This is a genomic window from Ilumatobacter coccineus YM16-304 (assembly GCF_000348785.1).
Taxonomy (GTDB): Bacteria; Actinomycetota; Acidimicrobiia; order Acidimicrobiales; family Ilumatobacteraceae; genus Ilumatobacter_A; species Ilumatobacter_A coccineus.
The window spans coordinates 906,188-923,578 of sequence record NC_020520.1 but is presented as its reverse complement, the minus strand read 5'-3'; the positions used below and the strand labels follow the sequence as shown (position 1 = coordinate 923,578).

Sequence of the window (17,391 nt, the reverse complement as noted above, 5' to 3'; positions counted from 1 at the left end):
TCCGGGTCACTTGTGGATCTTGGTGACGCGGCCGGCGCCGACGGTACGGCCACCTTCACGAATGGCGAAACGAAGACCCTCGTCCATCGCGATCGGCTTACCCAACTCGACGGTCATCTCGACGTTGTCACCAGGCATCACCATCTCGGTACCCGACGGCAACTCGATCGTCCCGGTCACGTCCGTGGTCCGGAAGAAGAACTGCGGACGATAGTTGTTGAAGAACGGCTTGTGACGGCCACCCTCGTCCTTGGTCAAGATGTACACCTGACCATCGAAGTTCGTGTGCGGCGTGATGCTGCCGGGCTTGCACAGCACCTGACCGCGCTCCACGTCCTCTTTGTCGATACCACGAAGCAACGCACCAATGTTGTCGCCAGCCTGACCCTCATCGAGCAGCTTGCGGAACATCTCCACACCCGTACACGTCGTCTTCTGCGTGTCACGCAAACCAACGATCTCGATCTCATCACCAGTGTGAACAATGCCCTGCTCGACCTTGCCCGTCACGACCGTGCCACGACCCGTGATCGTGAACACGTCCTCGATCGGCATCAAGAACGGCTTGTCCAGATCACGCTCAGGGTTCGGAATCGACGCATCACACGCAGCCATGAGCTCCATGACCTTCTCCTGCGCATCCGCATCACCCTCGAGCGCCTTCAGCGCCGAGACATGCACGACCGGAGCATCATCACCCGGGAACTCGTACTCGGTCAGCAACTCACGAACCTCGAGCTCCACGAGCTCCAACAGTTCTTCGTCGTCGACCATGTCGGACTTGTTGAGCGCACACACGATGTACGGAACACCAACCTGACGAGCCAACAGCACGTGCTCACGCGTCTGGGGCATCGGACCATCAGTCGCAGCAACCACCAGGATCGCACCATCAACCTGCGCCGCGCCCGTGATCATGTTCTTGATGTAGTCAGCGTGACCCGGCATGTCGATGTGCGCGTAGTGACGGTTCTCCGTCTCGTACTCGATGTGCGAAATCGAGATCGTGATACCACGAGCCTTCTCCTCAGGCGCCTTGTCGATGCCCTCGAAATCGGTGAAATCCGCAAGACCACGATCAGACAACGTCTTCGAGATCGCAGCCGTGAGGGTGGTCTTGCCATGGTCGATGTGGCCCATGGTGCCGATGTTGACGTGCGGCTTGTTCCGCTCGAACTTTGCTTTGCTCATTGGATTGCTTCTCTCTTTGTCGGAATGACTTCGTGGGTTTTCAAAGAACGGGTGATCGGTCTGCGACTATTCGCCGCGGACTCGCTTGATGATCTCTTCGGCAATTGCGGCGGGCACCTGCTGGTACTCCTCGAACTGCATCGTGTACGTGGCACGCCCCTGGGTGCGCGAACGGAGGTCGGTACTGTAACCGAACATCTCCGACAGCGGGACGGTCGCGTTGACGACCTGGGTGTTGCCGCGTGCTTCCATCTGGCCGATGCGGCCACGACGGCTGCTGATGTCGCCCATGACGTCGCCCATGTAGTCCTCGGGGGTGACGACTTCGACCTTCATGATCGGTTCCATCAGCACTGGCTTGGCCATTTCGGCAGCCTTGCGGAACGCCTGCTGACCGGCGATCTTGAACGCCATCTCGGAGGAGTCGACGTCGTGTGCCGAACCGTCGACCAGGGAGACCTTGACGTCGACGGTGTTGTAGCCGGCGAGCACGCCGTTGTCCATGGCTGCTTCGAGACCCTGAGCGGTCGGGCCGATGTACTCACGCGGGATGCGGCCACCGGTGATCTTGTCTTCGAACTCGAAGCCGCCACCGGGGTTCGGGGCCATGTCGATCTTGACCACGGCGTACTGACCGGTACCACCGGACTGCTTGATGTGGCGGTACTCGACGTTGGAGACTTCCTTGGTGATCGTCTCGCGGTAGGCGACCTGCGGCTTGCCGACGGTCGCTTCGACGCTGAACTCGCGCTGCATGCGGTCGACGAGCACTTCGAGGTGCAGCTCACCCATGCCCGAGATGACCGTCTGGCCGGTCTCGTGGTCGGAGCGGATGCGGAAGGTCGGGTCCTCGTCGGACAGCGACTTGAGCGCCTTGCCGAGCTTCTCCTGGTCGGACTTCGTCTTCGGCTCGATGGCGACGTGGATGACCGGCTCGGGGAACTCCATGCGTTCGAGGACGATCGGGTCGTCCTTGTCGCAGAGCGTGTCACCGGTGGTGACGTTCTTGAAGCCGAGACCGGCGACGATGTCACCGGCCATGGCGACCTCGAGGTCTTCACGCTGGTTGGCGTGCATCAGCAGGATGCGGCCGAGGCGCTCGCGATCTTCCTTGACCGAGTTGTAGACCTCTTCGCCCTTGGCGACTTCGCCGGAGTACACGCGGAAGTAGGTGAGCTTGCCGAACGGGTCGGCAACGATCTTGAACGCCAGCGCCGCGAACGGCTCCTTGACGTCGGCCTTGCGGTAGAGGTCGACTTCTTCGCCGCCACGCATGAGCGTGCCGTGGGCCGGCGGGATGTCGAGCGGGCTCGGCAGGAAGTCGACGACGGCGTCGAGCATCGGCTGCACGCCCTTGTTCTTGAACGCCGAACCACAGAGGATCGGGACGAAGTCGAACGCGAGCGTGCCCTTGCGGATGGCGGCCTTGATGGCCTCTTCGGAGATCTCTTCACCTTCGAGGTAGGCGTCCATGAGCGCCTCGTCCTGGGTGGCGATGGTCTCCATCATCGCCTCGCGGTACTCGTTGGCCATGTCGACCATGTCTTCGGGGATGTCTTCGATCTCGTACGTCGCGCCGAGGTCCTTCTCGTCGACGTTGCGCCAGACGAGGGCCTTCATGCGGACGATGTCGACGAGGCCTTCGAAGGCCTTGACGGCTTCGGGACCACCCGCGCCGATCGGCAGCTGGATGACGAGCGGGTTGGCTTCGAGACGCTCGACGACCATGTCGACGGTGCGGTAGAAGTCGGCACCGATGCGGTCCATCTTGTTGACGAAGCACATGCGGGGCACGTTGTAGGTGTTGGCCTGACGCCACACCGTCTCGGTCTGCGGCTCGACGCCGGCGACCGAGTCGAAGACGGTGACCGCACCGTCGAGCACGCGGAGCGAGCGCTCGACTTCGATGGTGAAGTCGACGTGACCCGGCGTGTCGATGATGTTGATTCGGTGGTTGTCCCAGACGCAGGTGGTGGCAGCGGACGTGATGGTGATACCACGCTCCTGCTCCTGAGCCATGTGGTCCATGGTCGCTGCGCCGTCGTGGACTTCACCGATCTTGTAGCTCTTACCGGTGTAGTAGAGGATGCGTTCGGTCGTGGTGGTCTTACCGGCGTCGATGTGCGCCATGATCCCGATGTTCCGGGTGCGCTCCAGTGGAAACTCTCGCTTGGCCATGGGTGTACTACTTCCCTACGTCTCTTCTACTCTCAAGGGGCTACGCAACCCGGACGATCCGGGGCACGGTGTGCTGCACATTGCGCGCAAGCACGGCGTTCGAGTGTACCGCCGGAATGTCCGGCGCAAACTGCCGTGACACGTGTTTCGCGGGTTTCGCGCGACGTCGGTGCGAGTCACCGTCCGGGCACCTTCCGAGCGAGCCGAGCTAGGTTGGCGCGATGACCCGGAGCACAGCGTGGTTCGGTGTCGTCGGGCCCTGCGGATTCATCGCCGCGTGGGTGATCGGTGCCGCCGTCACCGACCGGGAGTACTCGTCGGTCGACGACGCGATCAGCCAGCTCGCCGCGGTCGGCGCCGACACCCGCCCCGTCATGACCGCCGGCATGGTCGTGTTCGGCGTCGCCGTCGCGCTGTACGCCGCGTCACTGCGTGCCACCTGGCGGTCGCCGGCATGGATCGCCGCGCTCACGACCGGGGTCGCGACGCTGTTCGTCGCGGCACTCCCCCTCGACCACTCAGACCTCGTCGACCGACTGCACGGGCTCGCCGCGGCCGTGGGTTACGTGTCGCTCGCTGCGCTGCCGCTGATCGCGGCACGGCCGTTGCTCGCTGCAGGAGAACGGGTGCTGGCCGTGGCCGGCATCGTGCTCGGTGCGATCTCGGGCATCGCACTCGCACTGAGCCTGTTCGTCGACGCGAACGGGCTGTTCCAACGGATCGGACTCACGGCGACCGACGCGTGGATCGTCGCGTCGGTGCCGGTGGTTCGACGCATGCGCTGACCGCCACGCCGCACATCGGCACATCGGCACATCGGCACATCGGCACACGATCGCGGTGTCCGACCTTCGAGCCTCGGCCTCACGGCCGGAACTGGGCCCAGCGGGCGTGATCGGCGAGCTCGTTGATCACCGGAATCGCCGCCAACGCCCCCGACGCGGTGACCACTCGCCCGGCGTCGTCGGACGCGGTGCGCGACGACCGCACGGTCGCGCCGAGCGCGGCGAGTTCGTCTTCGGCGAGCCAGTGGCCCGTCGCTTCGCGCCCCTCGAGGCGGCCGACCGACGCGAGGAGCAGGCTCCCCGTCGAGATGGCGAGGATCGCCCGAGCATCGGCGGCGGCAGTTCGCAGCCACTCTCTGATGGCGGGATCGTCGATCACCTGCTTCCAGCCGAGACCGCCGGGGACGACCAACACGTCGATCGGCGGCGCGGTCGACGGATCGAAGCCGGCAACGACCGTACGCGGCGGCTCGACCGCATGGAACTCGCCGGCGACCGCGGCGACCAGGACCGTGCGCGCCGCCAACCGGTCGGCCAGCAGCGTGACGGGTTCGTCGATCTCGGCGCTCGTGACGCCGCGGTACACGAGGACGCCGACCGTGAGCGCCGCGCCATCACGATCGACCGATCGGATCGGTTCGAGTTCCCACGGCTTGCGCAGCGGCGGGGCCTGCCGGCGGAGCCTCATCAGCGACACCATGTCAGCATCTCACCGTCTCACCGTCACCAGCACGACTCGATGGAGCTACTACTGGACGTTGCCCTGGATGTAGTCGTGCAACTGATGGTTCTCGCGCTCGAGCTCACCGAGGCGGAACTTCACCACATCACCGATCGAGATCATCCCCGCGATGTTGCCGTTGTCGTCACGCACCGGGAGATGCCTGATGCGCCGCTCGGTCATCATGGACATGAGGTGATCGATCGTGTCGGACACGGTGCAGGTGAGCACGTTGCCCGACATGCAGCTCGCCACGTCGTGACCGAGCGTCGATGCTCCGTGCGCAGCCATCGCGCGCACGATGTCGCGCTCCGACACGATGCCGTCGATCGACGCTCCGTCGACGCTCACGACCAACGCACCGAACCCGCGATCGCGCAACATGGCAACCGCGTCGGCGAGTGACGTCTCGGGTGTGATCGTCGCGACCTCGGTCCCCTTCACGGAGAGAATCGACTGAACGTTCATGGTTGGTCCCCTGTCTGCTCGTGCGTTCGTGCGGGCCCGCCGATCACACAGTACCCGACGACGAGACAGGCGTCACACGAAACCGGCAGGGTCAGCAACGCCCGACCTCCACTCGAAGCGTTGTCGTATGGTGAAGACATGGGTGCGGAGGGGCACGACGTCCGTCGTGTGCAGGGCGAACAGGTCGACGCCGCGATCACCACACGCGGCCGCACGCGTCTGACCATCGCCGGTGAGCCAGTGGCGCTGCGGCCTCGCGAGCGGTCGGTGCTCGCCGCGATCGCTGCGAGCCACCCACGCCCGGCCGACCTCGACGACGTGATCGATCGGGTCTGGGGATCGAGCGCCCCACAGCACGCTCGCAACTCGCTGCACAACCACATCGGACGCATACGTCGAACCGCGCCCGGCATCGTCAAGACCATCGACGACGGCTACGCCCTCGATGACGCGGTCGTCGTCGATCACGTCGACGGCGACGCCGGCGACACGCCGCTGGGCGATCTGGCCGACACCGAAGACGTGCGCGATCTCCGCGCACGCATCGACGGCCAGTCGGAGGCGGCCCTCGAGGCGCAGGTCCGAGCCGCGCTCGCGCACCCGACTCCCGAGTCACTCGCAACCGCCCGCCAGCTCACCGACGCGCATCCCGACCGCGAACACCTGTGGCATCTGCTCGCTGCGACCCAGTCGGCGCTCGGACACCGCCGCGATGCGCTCACCAGCATCCGATCGGCACGGCGTTCGCTCGCCGACTACGGGCTCGAGCTGGGCACCGAGCTGAAGGCGTTCGAAGCCGAGCTGCTCGCCGGGGTGTCGACCACTCCGCACACCGGCCAGCGAAGCCACGCACGCATCCACCCGCACGGCGACGATCCGTTCGTCTCCCGCGACACCGAGCTCCACGATCTCGCCGCCACGTGGGCCGCGGTCGTCGAGCGCGGGTCGCCACGTCTCGCGATCGTGCGCGGCCCGGCCGGGATCGGCAAGACCCGGCTGGTCGACGAGTTCGTTCGATCCGCCACCGCGACCGCAACCCCGGCACCGACCGTCATCGTCTCTCGCGAACGAGTCGACGACGACCGCCCGCTCGGCGCGCTGACCGACGTCGTCGGCGCCTCTCCGGCGGCGACGACCGTCGCGCCCACCGACAGCGACGTCGGCATCGAACTCCAGCGCCGCGTCGACGCCGCGGTGGCATCGATCGCGTCGACACCGACGATCTGGTGCATCGACGACCTGCAGTGGACCCCGACCGATTCGCTCCGCCTGCTGACCCACGCGATCGAGGCCGCATCGGGGCCGCTCCTCCTCGTCACCACTCACCGCTCGGGCGAGTTGTCGACGCCCGGCCTGCTCGATCGTCGAGTCGACACCACGGTGGTCGAGCTCGCCCCGATGGAGCGAGACGAAGTCGAGGACCTCATCACGGCGTGGGCGGTGCCCGCCACCGCGAGCGACGACCTCGACCTGCTCCATCGACGAACCGCCGGCCTGCCCATGTTCGCGAGCGAGATCGCACGCGTCGCGAGCCGACGCGGCGAGCGGATCGACGCGGCCTCGATTCCGACTGCGCTCACCGACTGGGTCCGCAACCGACTCGAGGAGTTCGACGACCTGACGACTCAGGTCATCCAGACCGCCGCAGCGATCGGACGCGAGTTCGATGCCGACCTCGTTGCGGCGAGCACCGGGGTCGACGTCGACGTCGTCGACACCGTGCTCGATGATCTCGTCACTCGCGGCGTGGTCGCGGGCACCGACCGACCAGGCGAACTGCGGTTCGCTCACGTCGTCGTCCGCGACGTGGTCTACGACATGTTGGGTCCCGCCCGAGCGCGGCGCCGACATGCGAGCATCGCTGCGTCGATCGCAGCCGACCCCGACTCGATGCATCCCACCGAGTGGCATGCCTCGCTGGCGTTGCACCTCCACCGCGGCGGGCGGTCGGGCGACGAGGTGCGCCGCCATGCGATCGCGGCGGGCACGGCACAACTGAGCGACGGCGCGTGGTCCGCGGCGCACCAGTCGATCCGGCTCGCACTCGACACCGATCCACCCGACGCCGAACGCGCCGAACTGCTCGCCATGCGCGGCCGAGCCGAGCTGCGACTCCAACAGTTCACCGAAGCGACAGCGAGCCTGCACGCCACCATCGACATCGCAACCCGGCTCGGTCTCGTCGAACTCCAGGGCCGGGCAACGCTCGATCTCGCCGGTCGGGCCGGCCGAGGCGCCGACACCGAAGCCAGCGACGAAGAGCGCATCGCTCTCGTCAGGTCGGCGCTCGATGCGCTCGGCCCCGACCACGACGACTCCCCCGATCTCGCCGAGCTCCGCAGCGGGCTCGAGCGGGAGTTGGCCTTCGCGCTCCTCCTCACCGGCGACGCCGACGAACGCGCTCGTCTGCTCGCTGCCTCGGTCGAGCGGATCGAGCGACTCGATCCGGTGCGGCCGCGCGCCCTCGCACTTGCGCTCCTCGGCAACCGGTACGCCCAACTCGCTCCGCAGCACCTCGAGCAGCGGCTGGCCGACATCGACCGCGTCCTGTCGTTCGACGAATCGGAAGTGGGCGTCGAGACCGTGATCGCGGCGCACATCTACCGAGCGGAGGAGGAACTCCGGGCGGGACGCGCTCGTCGAACGGTCGCCTCACTCGACGCCGCCGATCGGGCACTTCACGGCCACCACGATCCCTACCTCACCTGGGCGGCATCGGGATGGCGAGTGCTCGTCGCGGTGTACGACGGCGACATCGAACAGGCCGAACGCCTGGCCGTCGAGACGATGGCGATCGGCGGGGAGTCGGGCGGGGCCGTCGCGGCCCTCGGCGTCAACCTCACCAACATTCGCCTGCTCCAGCACCGCGCCGACGAGATGATCGATCTGATCGCCGCCGCAGTCGACTCCCATCCGGAGATCCCCGCCTACCGGGCGGTGCTCGCGCTGTGCGCCGCCGAGAGCGGCGACGATGCACTCGCCATGTCGAGCATCGACTGGTTCATCGCCACCGAGTTCGGCAACCTGCCACACGACACCACTCGTTCGCTGGCGCTCGCGACGCTGGCACACGCGGCCGCCAGCATCGGCCACCGCGATGCGGCGACGGCGTTGGCGCCGATGCTCGAGCCGTACGCCGGTCAGCACATCGTCATCAGCACGTACGGCGGGGGCGGCGCGTACTGGGGTCCGGCCAGCCATGCGCTCGGACGCCTCGCCGGGCTGCTCGGCGATGCGGTCGGCGCCCGCCGGTGGTTCGCGCGAGCTGCCGACGAAGCCGCCGACGCTCCTGCGTTCCTCGAGCGGATCCGCCGCGATGCGTCGGCGATGGCTCAGGCCGCAACGGCCAGTTGACCCTCGCAGCGCCCCGACAACGACGAACGCCCCGAGCCGAGGCCCGGGGCGTTCGTTGATTCGGATGTGTTCATCGCTCGCTGAGAGCGACCGGCATCACCAGCGGTAGTGAGCGAATGCCTTGTTGGATTCGGCCATCTTCTGGATGTCGTCGCGACGCTTCATCGCGGCGCCGAGACCGTTGGCGGCGTCCATCAGCTCGTTGGCGAGGCACAGTGCCATCGACTTCTCGCGACGGGCACGGCTGAAGTCGACGATCCAGCGGATCGACAGCGTGGTCGCACGACGAGGACGGACCTCGACCGGCACCTGGTAGGTGGCGCCACCGACACGGCGGGAGCGGACCTCGAGCGGCGGCTTGCAGTTGTCGATCGCACGCTTGACCGTGTCGATCGCCTGCTCGTCACCTTCGAGCTTGGTCTGGATGATGTCCATCGCGTCGTAGACGATCTTCTCGGCGATGGAGCGTTTGCCGTGGAGCATGACCTTGTTGATCAGCTGCGTGACGACAACGGAGTGGTGGATCGGGTCGGCGACCAGATCGCGGCGGGGAGCGGGACCTTTACGAGGCATTGGTCACTTCTCCTTCTTGGCGCCGTAGCGGCTGCGGGCTTGCTTGCGGTTCTTCACGCCGACGGCGTCGAGCGTGCCACGGATGATCTTGTAGCGAACGCCGGGAAGGTCACGAACACGGCCACCGCGGACGAGCACGATCGAGTGCTCCTGCAGGTTGTGGCCTTCGCCCGGGATGTAGGCGGTGACTTCGATACCGGAGTTGAGGCGAACACGAGCGACCTTGCGGAGCGCGGAGTTCGGCTTCTTCGGGGTGGTCGTGTAGACGCGGGTGCAGACCCCACGACGCTGGGGCGAGCCCTTGAGCGCCGGTGTCTTCGACTTGGTGACTTTCGAGCTGCGTCCCTGACGGACGAGCTGCTGAATGGTTGGCATGTACGAAACCTCGTTCGTTCAGGTCGTTCTCGGGGCCTGGGAAGCGCAGCAGTGCACGATCCGGCAGAGAAATCTGGTGAGTTGAGCGCACGGGATGTGCGCCCGCCATACAACGGCCGACTGACGGATTCCCCGTTGAAAGGACCCCGCAATGCTATGGAGTCGCCGCCGATCGCGCAACGCGTCGCGCGATCCAACGCCGACCAACCGCATCGGCGGATGCCACGGCTAAGACAGCGAAAACGGCGAGAGCCCGGGCCGAGGCCCGGGCTCTCTGCAAATGGCAGCGATGCTGCTGGCGGTCAGGCGGCGATCGGCTGCGCAACCGTCGACGTCACCGGGCGGCGGTGATCGTCGAGTTCGATGATCTCAGCGGAGAGCGCCGCAGCAGGAGTGCTGATCCGTGGGGCCATGGGCGCTGCTGCCGGAGCGGCCCACAGGGCGCTGCGACGAAGCGGTGCGAGGACCTGGCCGACGAAGGTGGCGAACACGGAGACTGCGATGATGACGGCGACACCGTTGATGATCATGTCCATGGTCAGGGTGTTCCCCGACCTCGAACATCTCAAACACTTTTAGTGAGAGAAAAAACACTTTCGGTGTTTTGGCGTTCCGACGCCTCGTCGGATTCGACTCGCGACTCCGACCATCCGGCCGTCGCGCTGACCACGACATCGTTGGTCTGCACGCAACTTCCCTGTGCCGCGTCGACGCCGAGCAGGAACACGGCAGCAAGCGACTCACGCGTGTCGACCCCGCTCGCCACGACGAGCGCGCCGAGGCGACGACCGATGGCGATCAGCTTCTCGATCTGGACTCGCTTGTCGTCGTCTTCGGCACAGCCGTCGACGATCGACGGATCGATCTTGAGGAGCGCCGGCGACACCTCGTAGAGCGACGCGCCACGGAACAGACCCACGCCTGCGCCGTCGATGGCCGAACGAACGCCGATGCGAGCGAGTGAGTCGATGCCTTCGCGAACCGTCCCGATGTCGGCGGCGGTTCCTTCCGAGATCTCCACGACCAGCCGATCGACGTTGGCGGCGAGCAGCGTCGGCGCGAGCGAATCGTGCTGCAGCCCGGCACCCGACACCTTCACCGCGAGGAACTGGCCTCTCGGCACTTCGTCGATTCGGCCGAGGGCGGCGCGGACCGCGTCGATCTGCATCGCTGCGCTGCGCGTCGCGCCACGCTCGATCTCGCTCACGGCACCCGGGCCTTCGTGACTGAACGCGACGGTGGCTTCGTAGCCGATCACCGCATTGCTCTCGAGGTGCACGATCGGCTGGAGCGTGACGAAGGCTCGCGTCGCACCGTCGTCGGGCACGTCGAGCGTCGCGCGGACGCGATCGAGCACCTTGGTGCGGACGTCGGCCGCGGTGAACGTGCCGAGCTGTGCCCCGAGCACGAGGTCGTTGAAGAACTCCTCCGACAGATCGGTGGCGAGGCGCGCCGCCACGTCGGTCGACGCGGCGGGCCTGGCCGGTGTCTCCGGCATCTCCGGCATCAGTCGTTCAATCATCCAAACCTCCCGAGTTCAGGACTCATGTTCATGTGGCGACGAACGCTGGCGTCCGTCGACGTGGTGTGGTGCGCTGCGAACAGCACACGTGGGTGCGTCGACATCACAGCACCTCGAATCCGAGGAGCGCGGTGTCGTCGGCGGCGATGAGATCGGCGTCGGCCAGACGCATCAACGCATCGAGCGTGTCGTCGATGTCGCCGTGTGCGGGTACGGCGGCGAGCAGTTCGTCGCCGTCGAGTCGCGGTGTCGCGGAGTCGAGCACGCCATCGGTGTACGCGATGACCCGGTCACCGGGCAGGAGCTCGCACTCGAACAGCGGTCGCGGCGCGTCGGGCACCATGCCGACGAGCGGTCCGGCGTGGCCGATGTACGTCGCTCGTCCGTCGCGCACGAGGATGGGCGACGGATGCCCACCGATCGCGAGGCGGAGCTGCACGCGGCTCGGTGTCTGCTCGACGTAGCCGGCGAGTCCGGTCAGGAACGTGTCGGGGCGCTCGTCGAGCACGAGGCGGTGCAGCTCGCTCAAGATCAGGCTGGGGTTGTCGACGACCGGGCTGATCGCTCGCATGGTGTTGCGGGCAACCGAACTCAGCGAGGCCGAGCCGATGCCGTGACCGCAGACGTCGCCCATGAAGAAGCCGAGCCGGCGCGGTGAGTGCTGATAGGCGCCGTAGAAGTCGCCGCCCAGCGAGGTCGACATGCCGACCGATCGGTATCGCGCGGCGAAGTTGACGATGTCGTTCTTGGGAAAGTTCTCCTGCAACAGCAGCTGCTGGAGTTCGGCCATGGCGCTGACGAGCGCTTCGCGGTCGGCGCGTTCGTCGGTAATGTCGGTGAAGATGACCACGGCGAGGCGTTCACCGTCGATGGTGATCGGAGTGGCATCGGCCGAGACCCATCGTGTGTCGTAGTCGCCGGTGCGCAAACACATCAGCGCACCGCGAACGGGCGTCCCGGTCCGGATCGCGAGCGGCCCAGGATGTTCATCGCCCGGGTATGGCGACCCGTCCGGGTGGACGGCCTGCCAGAACTCACTCTTCGACGGTCGACTCTGCAGTTCTTCGGGGGTCATACGCAGCAGCCGGCACGCGACCGCGTTGAACCAGACGAACTCGCCGGACCCTCGCTGGACGACGACACCGTCACGGAGCGAGAGGGAAACCGCTCGGACCAGTCGCTCGACCCCCTCCGGAGAGAAGTGGTCGGCGAGCACGGGAGCGTCGAGCCGAGGTGCCAACGAATTCGTCATCCCCTAGTCATCGGTCGAAATTGAGCGGATCTGAACAGGTATTTCGCACGCTGAGTGAGAGCACACCGCTGCGTGTCACGTGCCACACCTCCTGCCACAGCCCGCCGACGACCGCCATCTGGCGATGATCACGCCATCACTGTGGGTGTTCGCGGTACGGCGGGTGGCCCGGCGACGAACCGGAGCGGTTCGAAGAACGGCAGTTCAACTGACGTCGTGTGACGCCGGCCACCTGGTGAGGTCGCCTGGGGTGTCGATGCTCACCGTGGCACCGACGCCGAGCATCGCCGGATCGAACTCCACCGTGAAGGCGCCCGCGCCATCCGACACCGTGCTGCCGAGCACCTGGTCGTCGGCTCGGACGTCGAGTACCACCCGTTGGGTCTCGACGTCGCCGTCGAGGAATCCGAGTCCGATGGCTCCATGGGACGAAGCGTCGGCGACCGTCACGTCGACGATCACGTCGTAGTCGGCACCCGGCGTCACCGGGAACCACGGCCCGTCGACGAGCACGCGGGCGCCGAGCGCTGCCGAGACTCGCATCGCGCCGTCGCCGTCGTCGCCGACCGCCGTGACGCTGCCTTCGTTGTCGTCGTAGACGCCCCACGAGTCGAGACCGTCGGCGAACGAACCGTTGGGGACGAGACTCGCCCCGCTCGCGCCATCGGCCGACTCCGACTCGATGTAGCTGATCGAGTGGATGGTGACGTCGGCGGCCACGTCGAACGAGTCCTCGACGTTCACCCTCAGCATCAGCAACGCCTGGGTCACGTCGACAGGCACTTCGCCCGACAGCACCAACTGCTGGCGCGTTCCGGGCCCGGCCAGCGTCTCGACGAGCACCGGAACACCGCCGATCGGCTCACCGGCCTGGTCGACGACCCGCCCTGCGACGACACCGTCGGCCACGGTGGCCTCGAACGTCGGCCGAGCACCGGCGTAGCGATTGATCAGGTGGGTCATCGCCGAGGTCTCGGTCTCGGGGAGTCCCCGATCGGGCTGCGAGTTCCACGACTGGATGGTGACGTGGCCCGGCGTACCGCCGTGCATCAGCTCGTAGGTCGAGATGTGCTGCATCGTCTGCGCGATCCACTCGTCGTTGGTCGCCTGCCCCGAGCCGTTGTAGAGCGGACCGAACGGCACGCCTCGCGACTCCACGACCTCCTCGATGCCGCGCAGGGTCTCCGGCCAACCGGGGATGGCCCAGTTGACGTCGACGTGTTGGAACGCCGGCGGCTCACCCATCGCCGCCGTGTACGCGTCGATCCAGATCGCGAAGTCGTCGGGCGTGGTCGTCGGGCGATCCCAGAGTGCCTCGATCGAGCCGATGGCGACCTCGGGAAAGATCGCCCGCAACTCACCGGCCCAGGCGACGACCTCGTCGAGCACCCGCTCGAGTTCGTAACGACACGCACCCGGCGTGTCGAGGCGATGACCGTACGAGAACGGCTGCTCGATGGCGTACGCCGCCGGCGTGATCCCGAGGTCGCGCAAGCGGGCCGCGTTCTCGATCTCGTACGGGCCTTCGTACGACTCCATGTGATCGCACTCGGCGGGATCGGGCGGGTCGAGCGGTTCGGCCTCGATGATCAACGCGATGTCGTGTCGCTCGAGAAAGCCGGCGATCCGGATGAGTTCGGCATCGGTGAGGTAGTGGCGGATCATCCAGCTGTGGATCTTGAAGCCGTCGAGCGAGGCGAGTGCCTCCGACCACGGGGCGTCCTCGTCGAAGAGCGCGTGGAAGTCGTCGAGGCCGTCGGGCAGCGAAGCGGGAGCACCGTCGGGTCGCGGAGGCACCGGCGCGAACACGACGAACGGTTCCTTGGAGAAGTCGATCGGTTCGGGAGCGGGTGCGACGGTGGTGCTCGTCGTCGGCGACGGCTCGGTCGTCGAGGGAGATGTGTCGGTCACGCCATCGGTGTCGCCATCGCTGTCGGCGTCGGCCGTCGTGGTCGGCGGCGCGACCGACACGGTGTCGCTCGGCCCGTCGGTCGCAGTGTCGGAGCCACCGCCGCACGCGGCGAGCACCAACGCAGCGGCGAGCGCGGTGATGCCCGATCGCCTCACGAGTCGTCACCGACCATCGACTCGGATGCGCCGTCCGACGGCGACGTGGCCGGGCCGGCATCGTGGTCGTCCGGAGCGCTCGCCCTCTCGTCGGTGTCGCCGGCTGCTTCCTCATCCGGCGCAACGGCGTCCCGCACGTCATCGTCCCGCACGTCGTCGTCTTGGCTGTCGCGTTCGTACTTCAGCGGTTTGAACAGGCCCATCGCCACCTCGCATCGATCGAGAACTCTTCCACTCGGTCCAGGGTGACCGACGATGGTGGCCGCGCGCATGAGTAGTTCTTACTCACGTCGGCAAAGCCGAGCAATGATCCCCCACCGTTTCATAGGGTGTCGAGGTGACCTCTGCCCAGCCGTCGGTGCCGACAGGTGAATGGCCGCTCGTCGCACGAGCGACCGAGATCGAGCTCTGTCGAGCCAACATCGACGCCGGGCGCGGGGTCATCATCGCTGGATCTGCCGGCGTCGGCAAGACCCGCTTGGCCCGTGAGATCGCCGACGCGCTCGACGCCGAACGAAGCGTGCTGCGCGTCGCCCCGACCGGGTTGACCATCCCCCTGAGCGCGCTGTCTCCGGCCGGAACCGCCGAGGCATGTCCGGTCATCGTGCTCGACGACGCGCAACTCCTCGACGACGACGCCGCGGCGTTGGTCCACCGATTGGTCGTGCAACGCGAGATCGTGTTGGTCGCCACGCTCCGGACCGGCGAAGACGTGCCGGCCGCCGTCACCGCCATGTGGAAGGACGAGCATCTCGAACGCGTCGACCTGCGGGAGTTCGATCGAGCCGAGGTCGACGAACTGCTCGACGAAGTCCTCGACGGTCCGATCGACGCTTCGAGCCGCCGGATGCTGTGGGAGGCGACGCAGGGTTCTCCGCTGATGCTGCGTGAACTCGTTCGTTCCGCGTTGGTGGGAGGCACGCTCGTCGACGACGACGGCCTGTGGCGGCTGGTCGAGGCCCCGCGGTCGGTGCGACTCGACGAACTCGTCAGCGAACGCCTCGACGCGCTCGATCCCGCTGCTCGCCACGTGGTCGAACTCGTCGCGCTCGGCGAGCCCGTCGGCTTCACGCAATTGGTCGCCGAAGTCGGCACGGGCGCGCTCGCCGCTGCGGAGGACTCCGGTCTGATCGAGGCCATCACCGACGGCCTCCGTCGCGAGGTGCGACTGGCACATCCCATCTTCGGTGATGTGGCTCGCCGCTCGATGGGCGAAGCGCGGACCGCCGAACGCTGCCGCGAACTGCTCGGCTATCTCGAGGCCACACCGCTGCGGCGCCGGGACGACATCGTCCGCTCCGTGGCCTGGCAACTCCGTGCGGGTGGCACGGCGATCTCGGCCGACATGGTGCTGGCAGCGCGACGAGCGCTCTACGACCGACAGGAACAGCTGGCGATCGATCTCGCGCTGCGAGCGATGGACGACGAAAGCGTCGACGCGGCACTCGTCCTCGGCGTCGCCTTCACCGATCGCGGCGACCACGAGCGCGCCGATCAAGTGCTCCGTGACTTCGGCGGGGAGATCGACGACGAGCAGCGGGCGATGATCGCGGTGCAGCGCGCCGACGCCATGTTCTGGGGGCTCGGTCGTGCCGCCGAGACGCACCGGCTCCTTCGCGACGCCGAAGCCGAGCTCGCTCCCGGACCATGGCGAGACACGGTCACCGCGAGCCGAGCCGTCATCCTGTCGAACGAGGGACGCGTCGCCGAAGCCTTGAAGCTGGCCGAACCGCTCCTCGACGGCGACGACACCGGCCGAGCCTTCGTCACCGCGAGCGTGGCGGCCACCGCGTCACTGGCGCTCAGCGGTCGAGGGCGTGAAGCAAAGGATCTCGCCAGTCGGGCCTACGTCGCCTGCGACGCGCTCGGCGAGCAACTCGCCCTGCCCGATCGTGGACTGTTCGTGGTGCTCGGCACGATGGCTGCGCACGACCTGGGCGAGCTCGCCGACTCCGAGGCCGTGGCGCGGGCCGTCCACGACTTCACCGTGTCGAACGGTGACCGCGCCGGTCAGGCCTGGGGCGCGCTCACGTTGGGTCGAGCCCTCCTCACTCGCGGACGCATCTCCGAAGCGTCGCAGCGATTCGGGGAGTCGGCGGCTGCGTTCGCCTCGATCCATCAACGCGGGCCGCGCCGCTGGGCGCTCGCCGGGCTCACCATGTGCGCAGCGCTGCGGGCAGACGTGGCCGGGGCAGAGGAGGCATGGGCCGAACTGGTGGCAGTGCCCGACCACCCTGGTGCGATGATGTCGCCCGAGGTCGGGCGGGCCGAGGCCTGGGTGTCGGCCGTACGAGGCGACGTGGCGGGAGCGATCGACCGCCTGCATCAGGTGGCCGACACTGCGCTCGCCGCCGAGTCGATCGTGCTCGCAGGTGCGGCACTGCACGACGTGGTCCGCCTCGGCGGGCAGGTCGAGCCGAGCGCTTGGAACGCCGTGGCCAGCTGCCAAGGTCGGCTCGGGTTCTTGCGCGCTGCGGTCGGTGCTGCGTCGTCCGAGCGTTCGGGCGAGCAGGCGATGGAGTGCTCGCGAGGTTTCACCGAGATCGGTGCCGACCTGTTCGCCGCCGAGGCGGCACTCCTGGCCGCCGACCTGTTCGACGCCGACGGCGACACGCGCGCCGCCACCCGGGCGCGACGCTCCGCCTCCGACGCCCAGAACGCCACCGGTGAAGACTGGTTCAGCACCCTCGACCGCGGCGCTGCGCCGGTCACGATCACCGGCCGCGAGCTCGACGTGGCGACACGGGCAGCGGCCGGGATGACCAGCCGCATGATCGCCGACGAGCTCGGCATCTCGGTCCGGACCGTCGACAACCATCTGCAACGGGTCTACGAGAAGCTCGGCATCCGAGGCCGACGCGAACTCACACCGGCCCTCGCCCTCCTCTGAGCGCGTGCCGGCGCT

General features: G+C 67.3%; 14 protein-coding genes. 3 read left to right on the top strand and 11 right to left on the bottom strand.

Going from position 1 to position 17,391, the window contains the following annotated elements:
• Window positions 1-6: 6 nt before the first annotated feature.
• Window positions 7-1,191, bottom strand: a complete 1,185-nt coding sequence (tuf, locus tag YM304_RS04110; protein ID WP_015440347.1) for an elongation factor Tu — start codon at window positions 1,189-1,191, stop codon at window positions 7-9.
• 66 nt (window positions 1,192-1,257) lie between these two features.
• Window positions 1,258-3,369 carry an elongation factor G gene (fusA, locus tag YM304_RS04105; RefSeq protein ID WP_015440377.1) on the bottom strand — a complete coding sequence of 704 codons (2,112 nt, stop codon included), beginning with the start codon at window positions 3,367-3,369 and terminating at the stop codon, window positions 1,258-1,260.
• Window positions 3,370-3,590: 221 nt separating this feature from the next.
• Here fusA and YM304_RS21955 point away from each other — a divergent pair, with 221 nt between their 5' ends.
• A complete protein-coding gene (locus YM304_RS21955) occupies window positions 3,591-4,154 on the top strand; it encodes a DUF998 domain-containing protein (protein ID WP_015440376.1) in 564 nt (187 codons plus the stop codon).
• Between the two features lie 79 nt (window positions 4,155-4,233).
• On the opposite strand, the gene YM304_RS21950 is transcribed toward YM304_RS21955, so the two are convergent.
• Both YM304_RS21950 and YM304_RS04090 read right to left on the bottom strand, forming a co-directional pair.
• A complete protein-coding gene (locus YM304_RS21950; RefSeq protein ID WP_162142033.1) occupies window positions 4,234-4,842 on the bottom strand; it encodes a DJ-1/PfpI family protein in 609 nt (202 codons plus the stop codon).
• A gap of 60 nt (window positions 4,843-4,902) precedes the next feature.
• On the bottom strand, window positions 4,903-5,343 hold the full coding sequence (locus YM304_RS04090; RefSeq protein WP_015440374.1) for a CBS domain-containing protein: 441 nt from the start codon (window positions 5,341-5,343) through the stop codon (window positions 4,903-4,905).
• 138 nt (window positions 5,344-5,481) lie between these two features.
• Between YM304_RS04090 and YM304_RS04085 the strand changes: the two genes are divergently transcribed.
• Entirely contained in the window at window positions 5,482-8,697 is a 3,216-nt protein-coding gene (locus YM304_RS04085; protein ID WP_041297991.1) for an AAA family ATPase, read from the top strand.
• Window positions 8,698-8,793: 96 nt separating this feature from the next.
• Here the strand turns inward: YM304_RS04085 and rpsG are convergent, their stop codons facing one another.
• From rpsG to YM304_RS04050, 7 genes are all read right to left on the bottom strand, one after another.
• A complete protein-coding gene (gene rpsG, locus YM304_RS04080; protein WP_015440372.1) occupies window positions 8,794-9,270 on the bottom strand; it encodes a 30S ribosomal protein S7 in 477 nt (158 codons plus the stop codon).
• Between the two features lie 3 nt (window positions 9,271-9,273).
• Window positions 9,274-9,645: a 30S ribosomal protein S12 gene (rpsL, locus tag YM304_RS04075; protein WP_015440371.1), complete on the bottom strand. Its 372-nt coding sequence runs from the start codon at window positions 9,643-9,645 to the stop codon at window positions 9,274-9,276.
• 302 nt (window positions 9,646-9,947) lie between these two features.
• Window positions 9,948-10,181 carry a hypothetical protein gene (locus YM304_RS04070; protein ID WP_015440370.1) on the bottom strand — a complete coding sequence of 78 codons (234 nt, stop codon included), beginning with the start codon at window positions 10,179-10,181 and terminating at the stop codon, window positions 9,948-9,950.
• Window positions 10,182-10,210: 29 nt separating this feature from the next.
• Window positions 10,211-11,167, bottom strand: coding sequence for an EAL domain-containing protein (locus YM304_RS04065; protein WP_015440369.1), 957 nt, complete (start codon window positions 11,165-11,167; stop codon window positions 10,211-10,213).
• Window positions 11,168-11,270: 103 nt separating this feature from the next.
• Window positions 11,271-12,419: a PP2C family protein-serine/threonine phosphatase gene (locus tag YM304_RS04060; protein ID WP_015440368.1), complete on the bottom strand. Its 1,149-nt coding sequence runs from the start codon at window positions 12,417-12,419 to the stop codon at window positions 11,271-11,273.
• Window positions 12,420-12,623: 204 nt separating this feature from the next.
• Window positions 12,624-14,486, bottom strand: a complete 1,863-nt coding sequence (locus YM304_RS04055) for a hypothetical protein (RefSeq protein ID WP_015440367.1) — start codon at window positions 14,484-14,486, stop codon at window positions 12,624-12,626.
• Entirely contained in the window at window positions 14,483-14,689 is a 207-nt protein-coding gene (locus tag YM304_RS04050; RefSeq protein WP_041297988.1) for a hypothetical protein, read from the bottom strand. The genes YM304_RS04055 and YM304_RS04050 overlap by 4 nt, the downstream gene beginning before the upstream one ends.
• 134 nt (window positions 14,690-14,823) lie before the next feature.
• On the opposite strand from YM304_RS04050, the gene YM304_RS04045 reads away from it, so the two are divergent.
• Window positions 14,824-17,376, top strand: a complete 2,553-nt coding sequence (locus tag YM304_RS04045; RefSeq protein ID WP_154723299.1) for a helix-turn-helix transcriptional regulator — start codon at window positions 14,824-14,826, stop codon at window positions 17,374-17,376.
• The last annotated feature ends 15 nt before the right edge of the window (window positions 17,377-17,391 follow it).

What these genes read in the sequence shown, in the direction of transcription:
- YM304_RS04070 (WP_015440370.1), bottom strand. Translation starts at nt 10,181, where the DNA reads ATGGACATGATCATCAACGGTGTCGCCGTCATCATCGCAGTCTCCGTG.
- YM304_RS04090 (WP_015440374.1), bottom strand. Translation starts at nt 5,343, where the DNA reads ATGAACGTTCAGTCGATTCTCTCCGTGAAGGGGACCGAGGTCGCGACG.
- rpsL (WP_015440371.1), bottom strand. Translation starts at nt 9,645, where the DNA reads ATGCCAACCATTCAGCAGCTCGTCCGTCAGGGACGCAGCTCGAAAGTC.
- YM304_RS21955 (WP_015440376.1), top strand. Translation starts at nt 3,591, where the DNA reads ATGACCCGGAGCACAGCGTGGTTCGGTGTCGTCGGGCCCTGCGGATTC.
- YM304_RS04065 (WP_015440369.1), bottom strand. Translation starts at nt 11,167, where the DNA reads ATGATTGAACGACTGATGCCGGAGATGCCGGAGACACCGGCCAGGCCC.
- rpsG (WP_015440372.1), bottom strand. Translation starts at nt 9,270, where the DNA reads ATGCCTCGTAAAGGTCCCGCTCCCCGCCGCGATCTGGTCGCCGACCCG.
- tuf (WP_015440347.1), bottom strand. Translation starts at nt 1,191, where the DNA reads ATGAGCAAAGCAAAGTTCGAGCGGAACAAGCCGCACGTCAACATCGGC.
- YM304_RS21950 (WP_162142033.1), bottom strand. Translation starts at nt 4,842, where the DNA reads ATGAGGCTCCGCCGGCAGGCCCCGCCGCTGCGCAAGCCGTGGGAACTC.
- fusA (WP_015440377.1), bottom strand. Translation starts at nt 3,369, where the DNA reads ATGGCCAAGCGAGAGTTTCCACTGGAGCGCACCCGGAACATCGGGATC.
- YM304_RS04060 (WP_015440368.1), bottom strand. Translation starts at nt 12,419, where the DNA reads ATGACGAATTCGTTGGCACCTCGGCTCGACGCTCCCGTGCTCGCCGAC.
- YM304_RS04085 (WP_041297991.1), top strand. Translation starts at nt 5,482, where the DNA reads ATGGGTGCGGAGGGGCACGACGTCCGTCGTGTGCAGGGCGAACAGGTC.
- YM304_RS04050 (WP_041297988.1), bottom strand. Translation starts at nt 14,689, where the DNA reads ATGGGCCTGTTCAAACCGCTGAAGTACGAACGCGACAGCCAAGACGAC.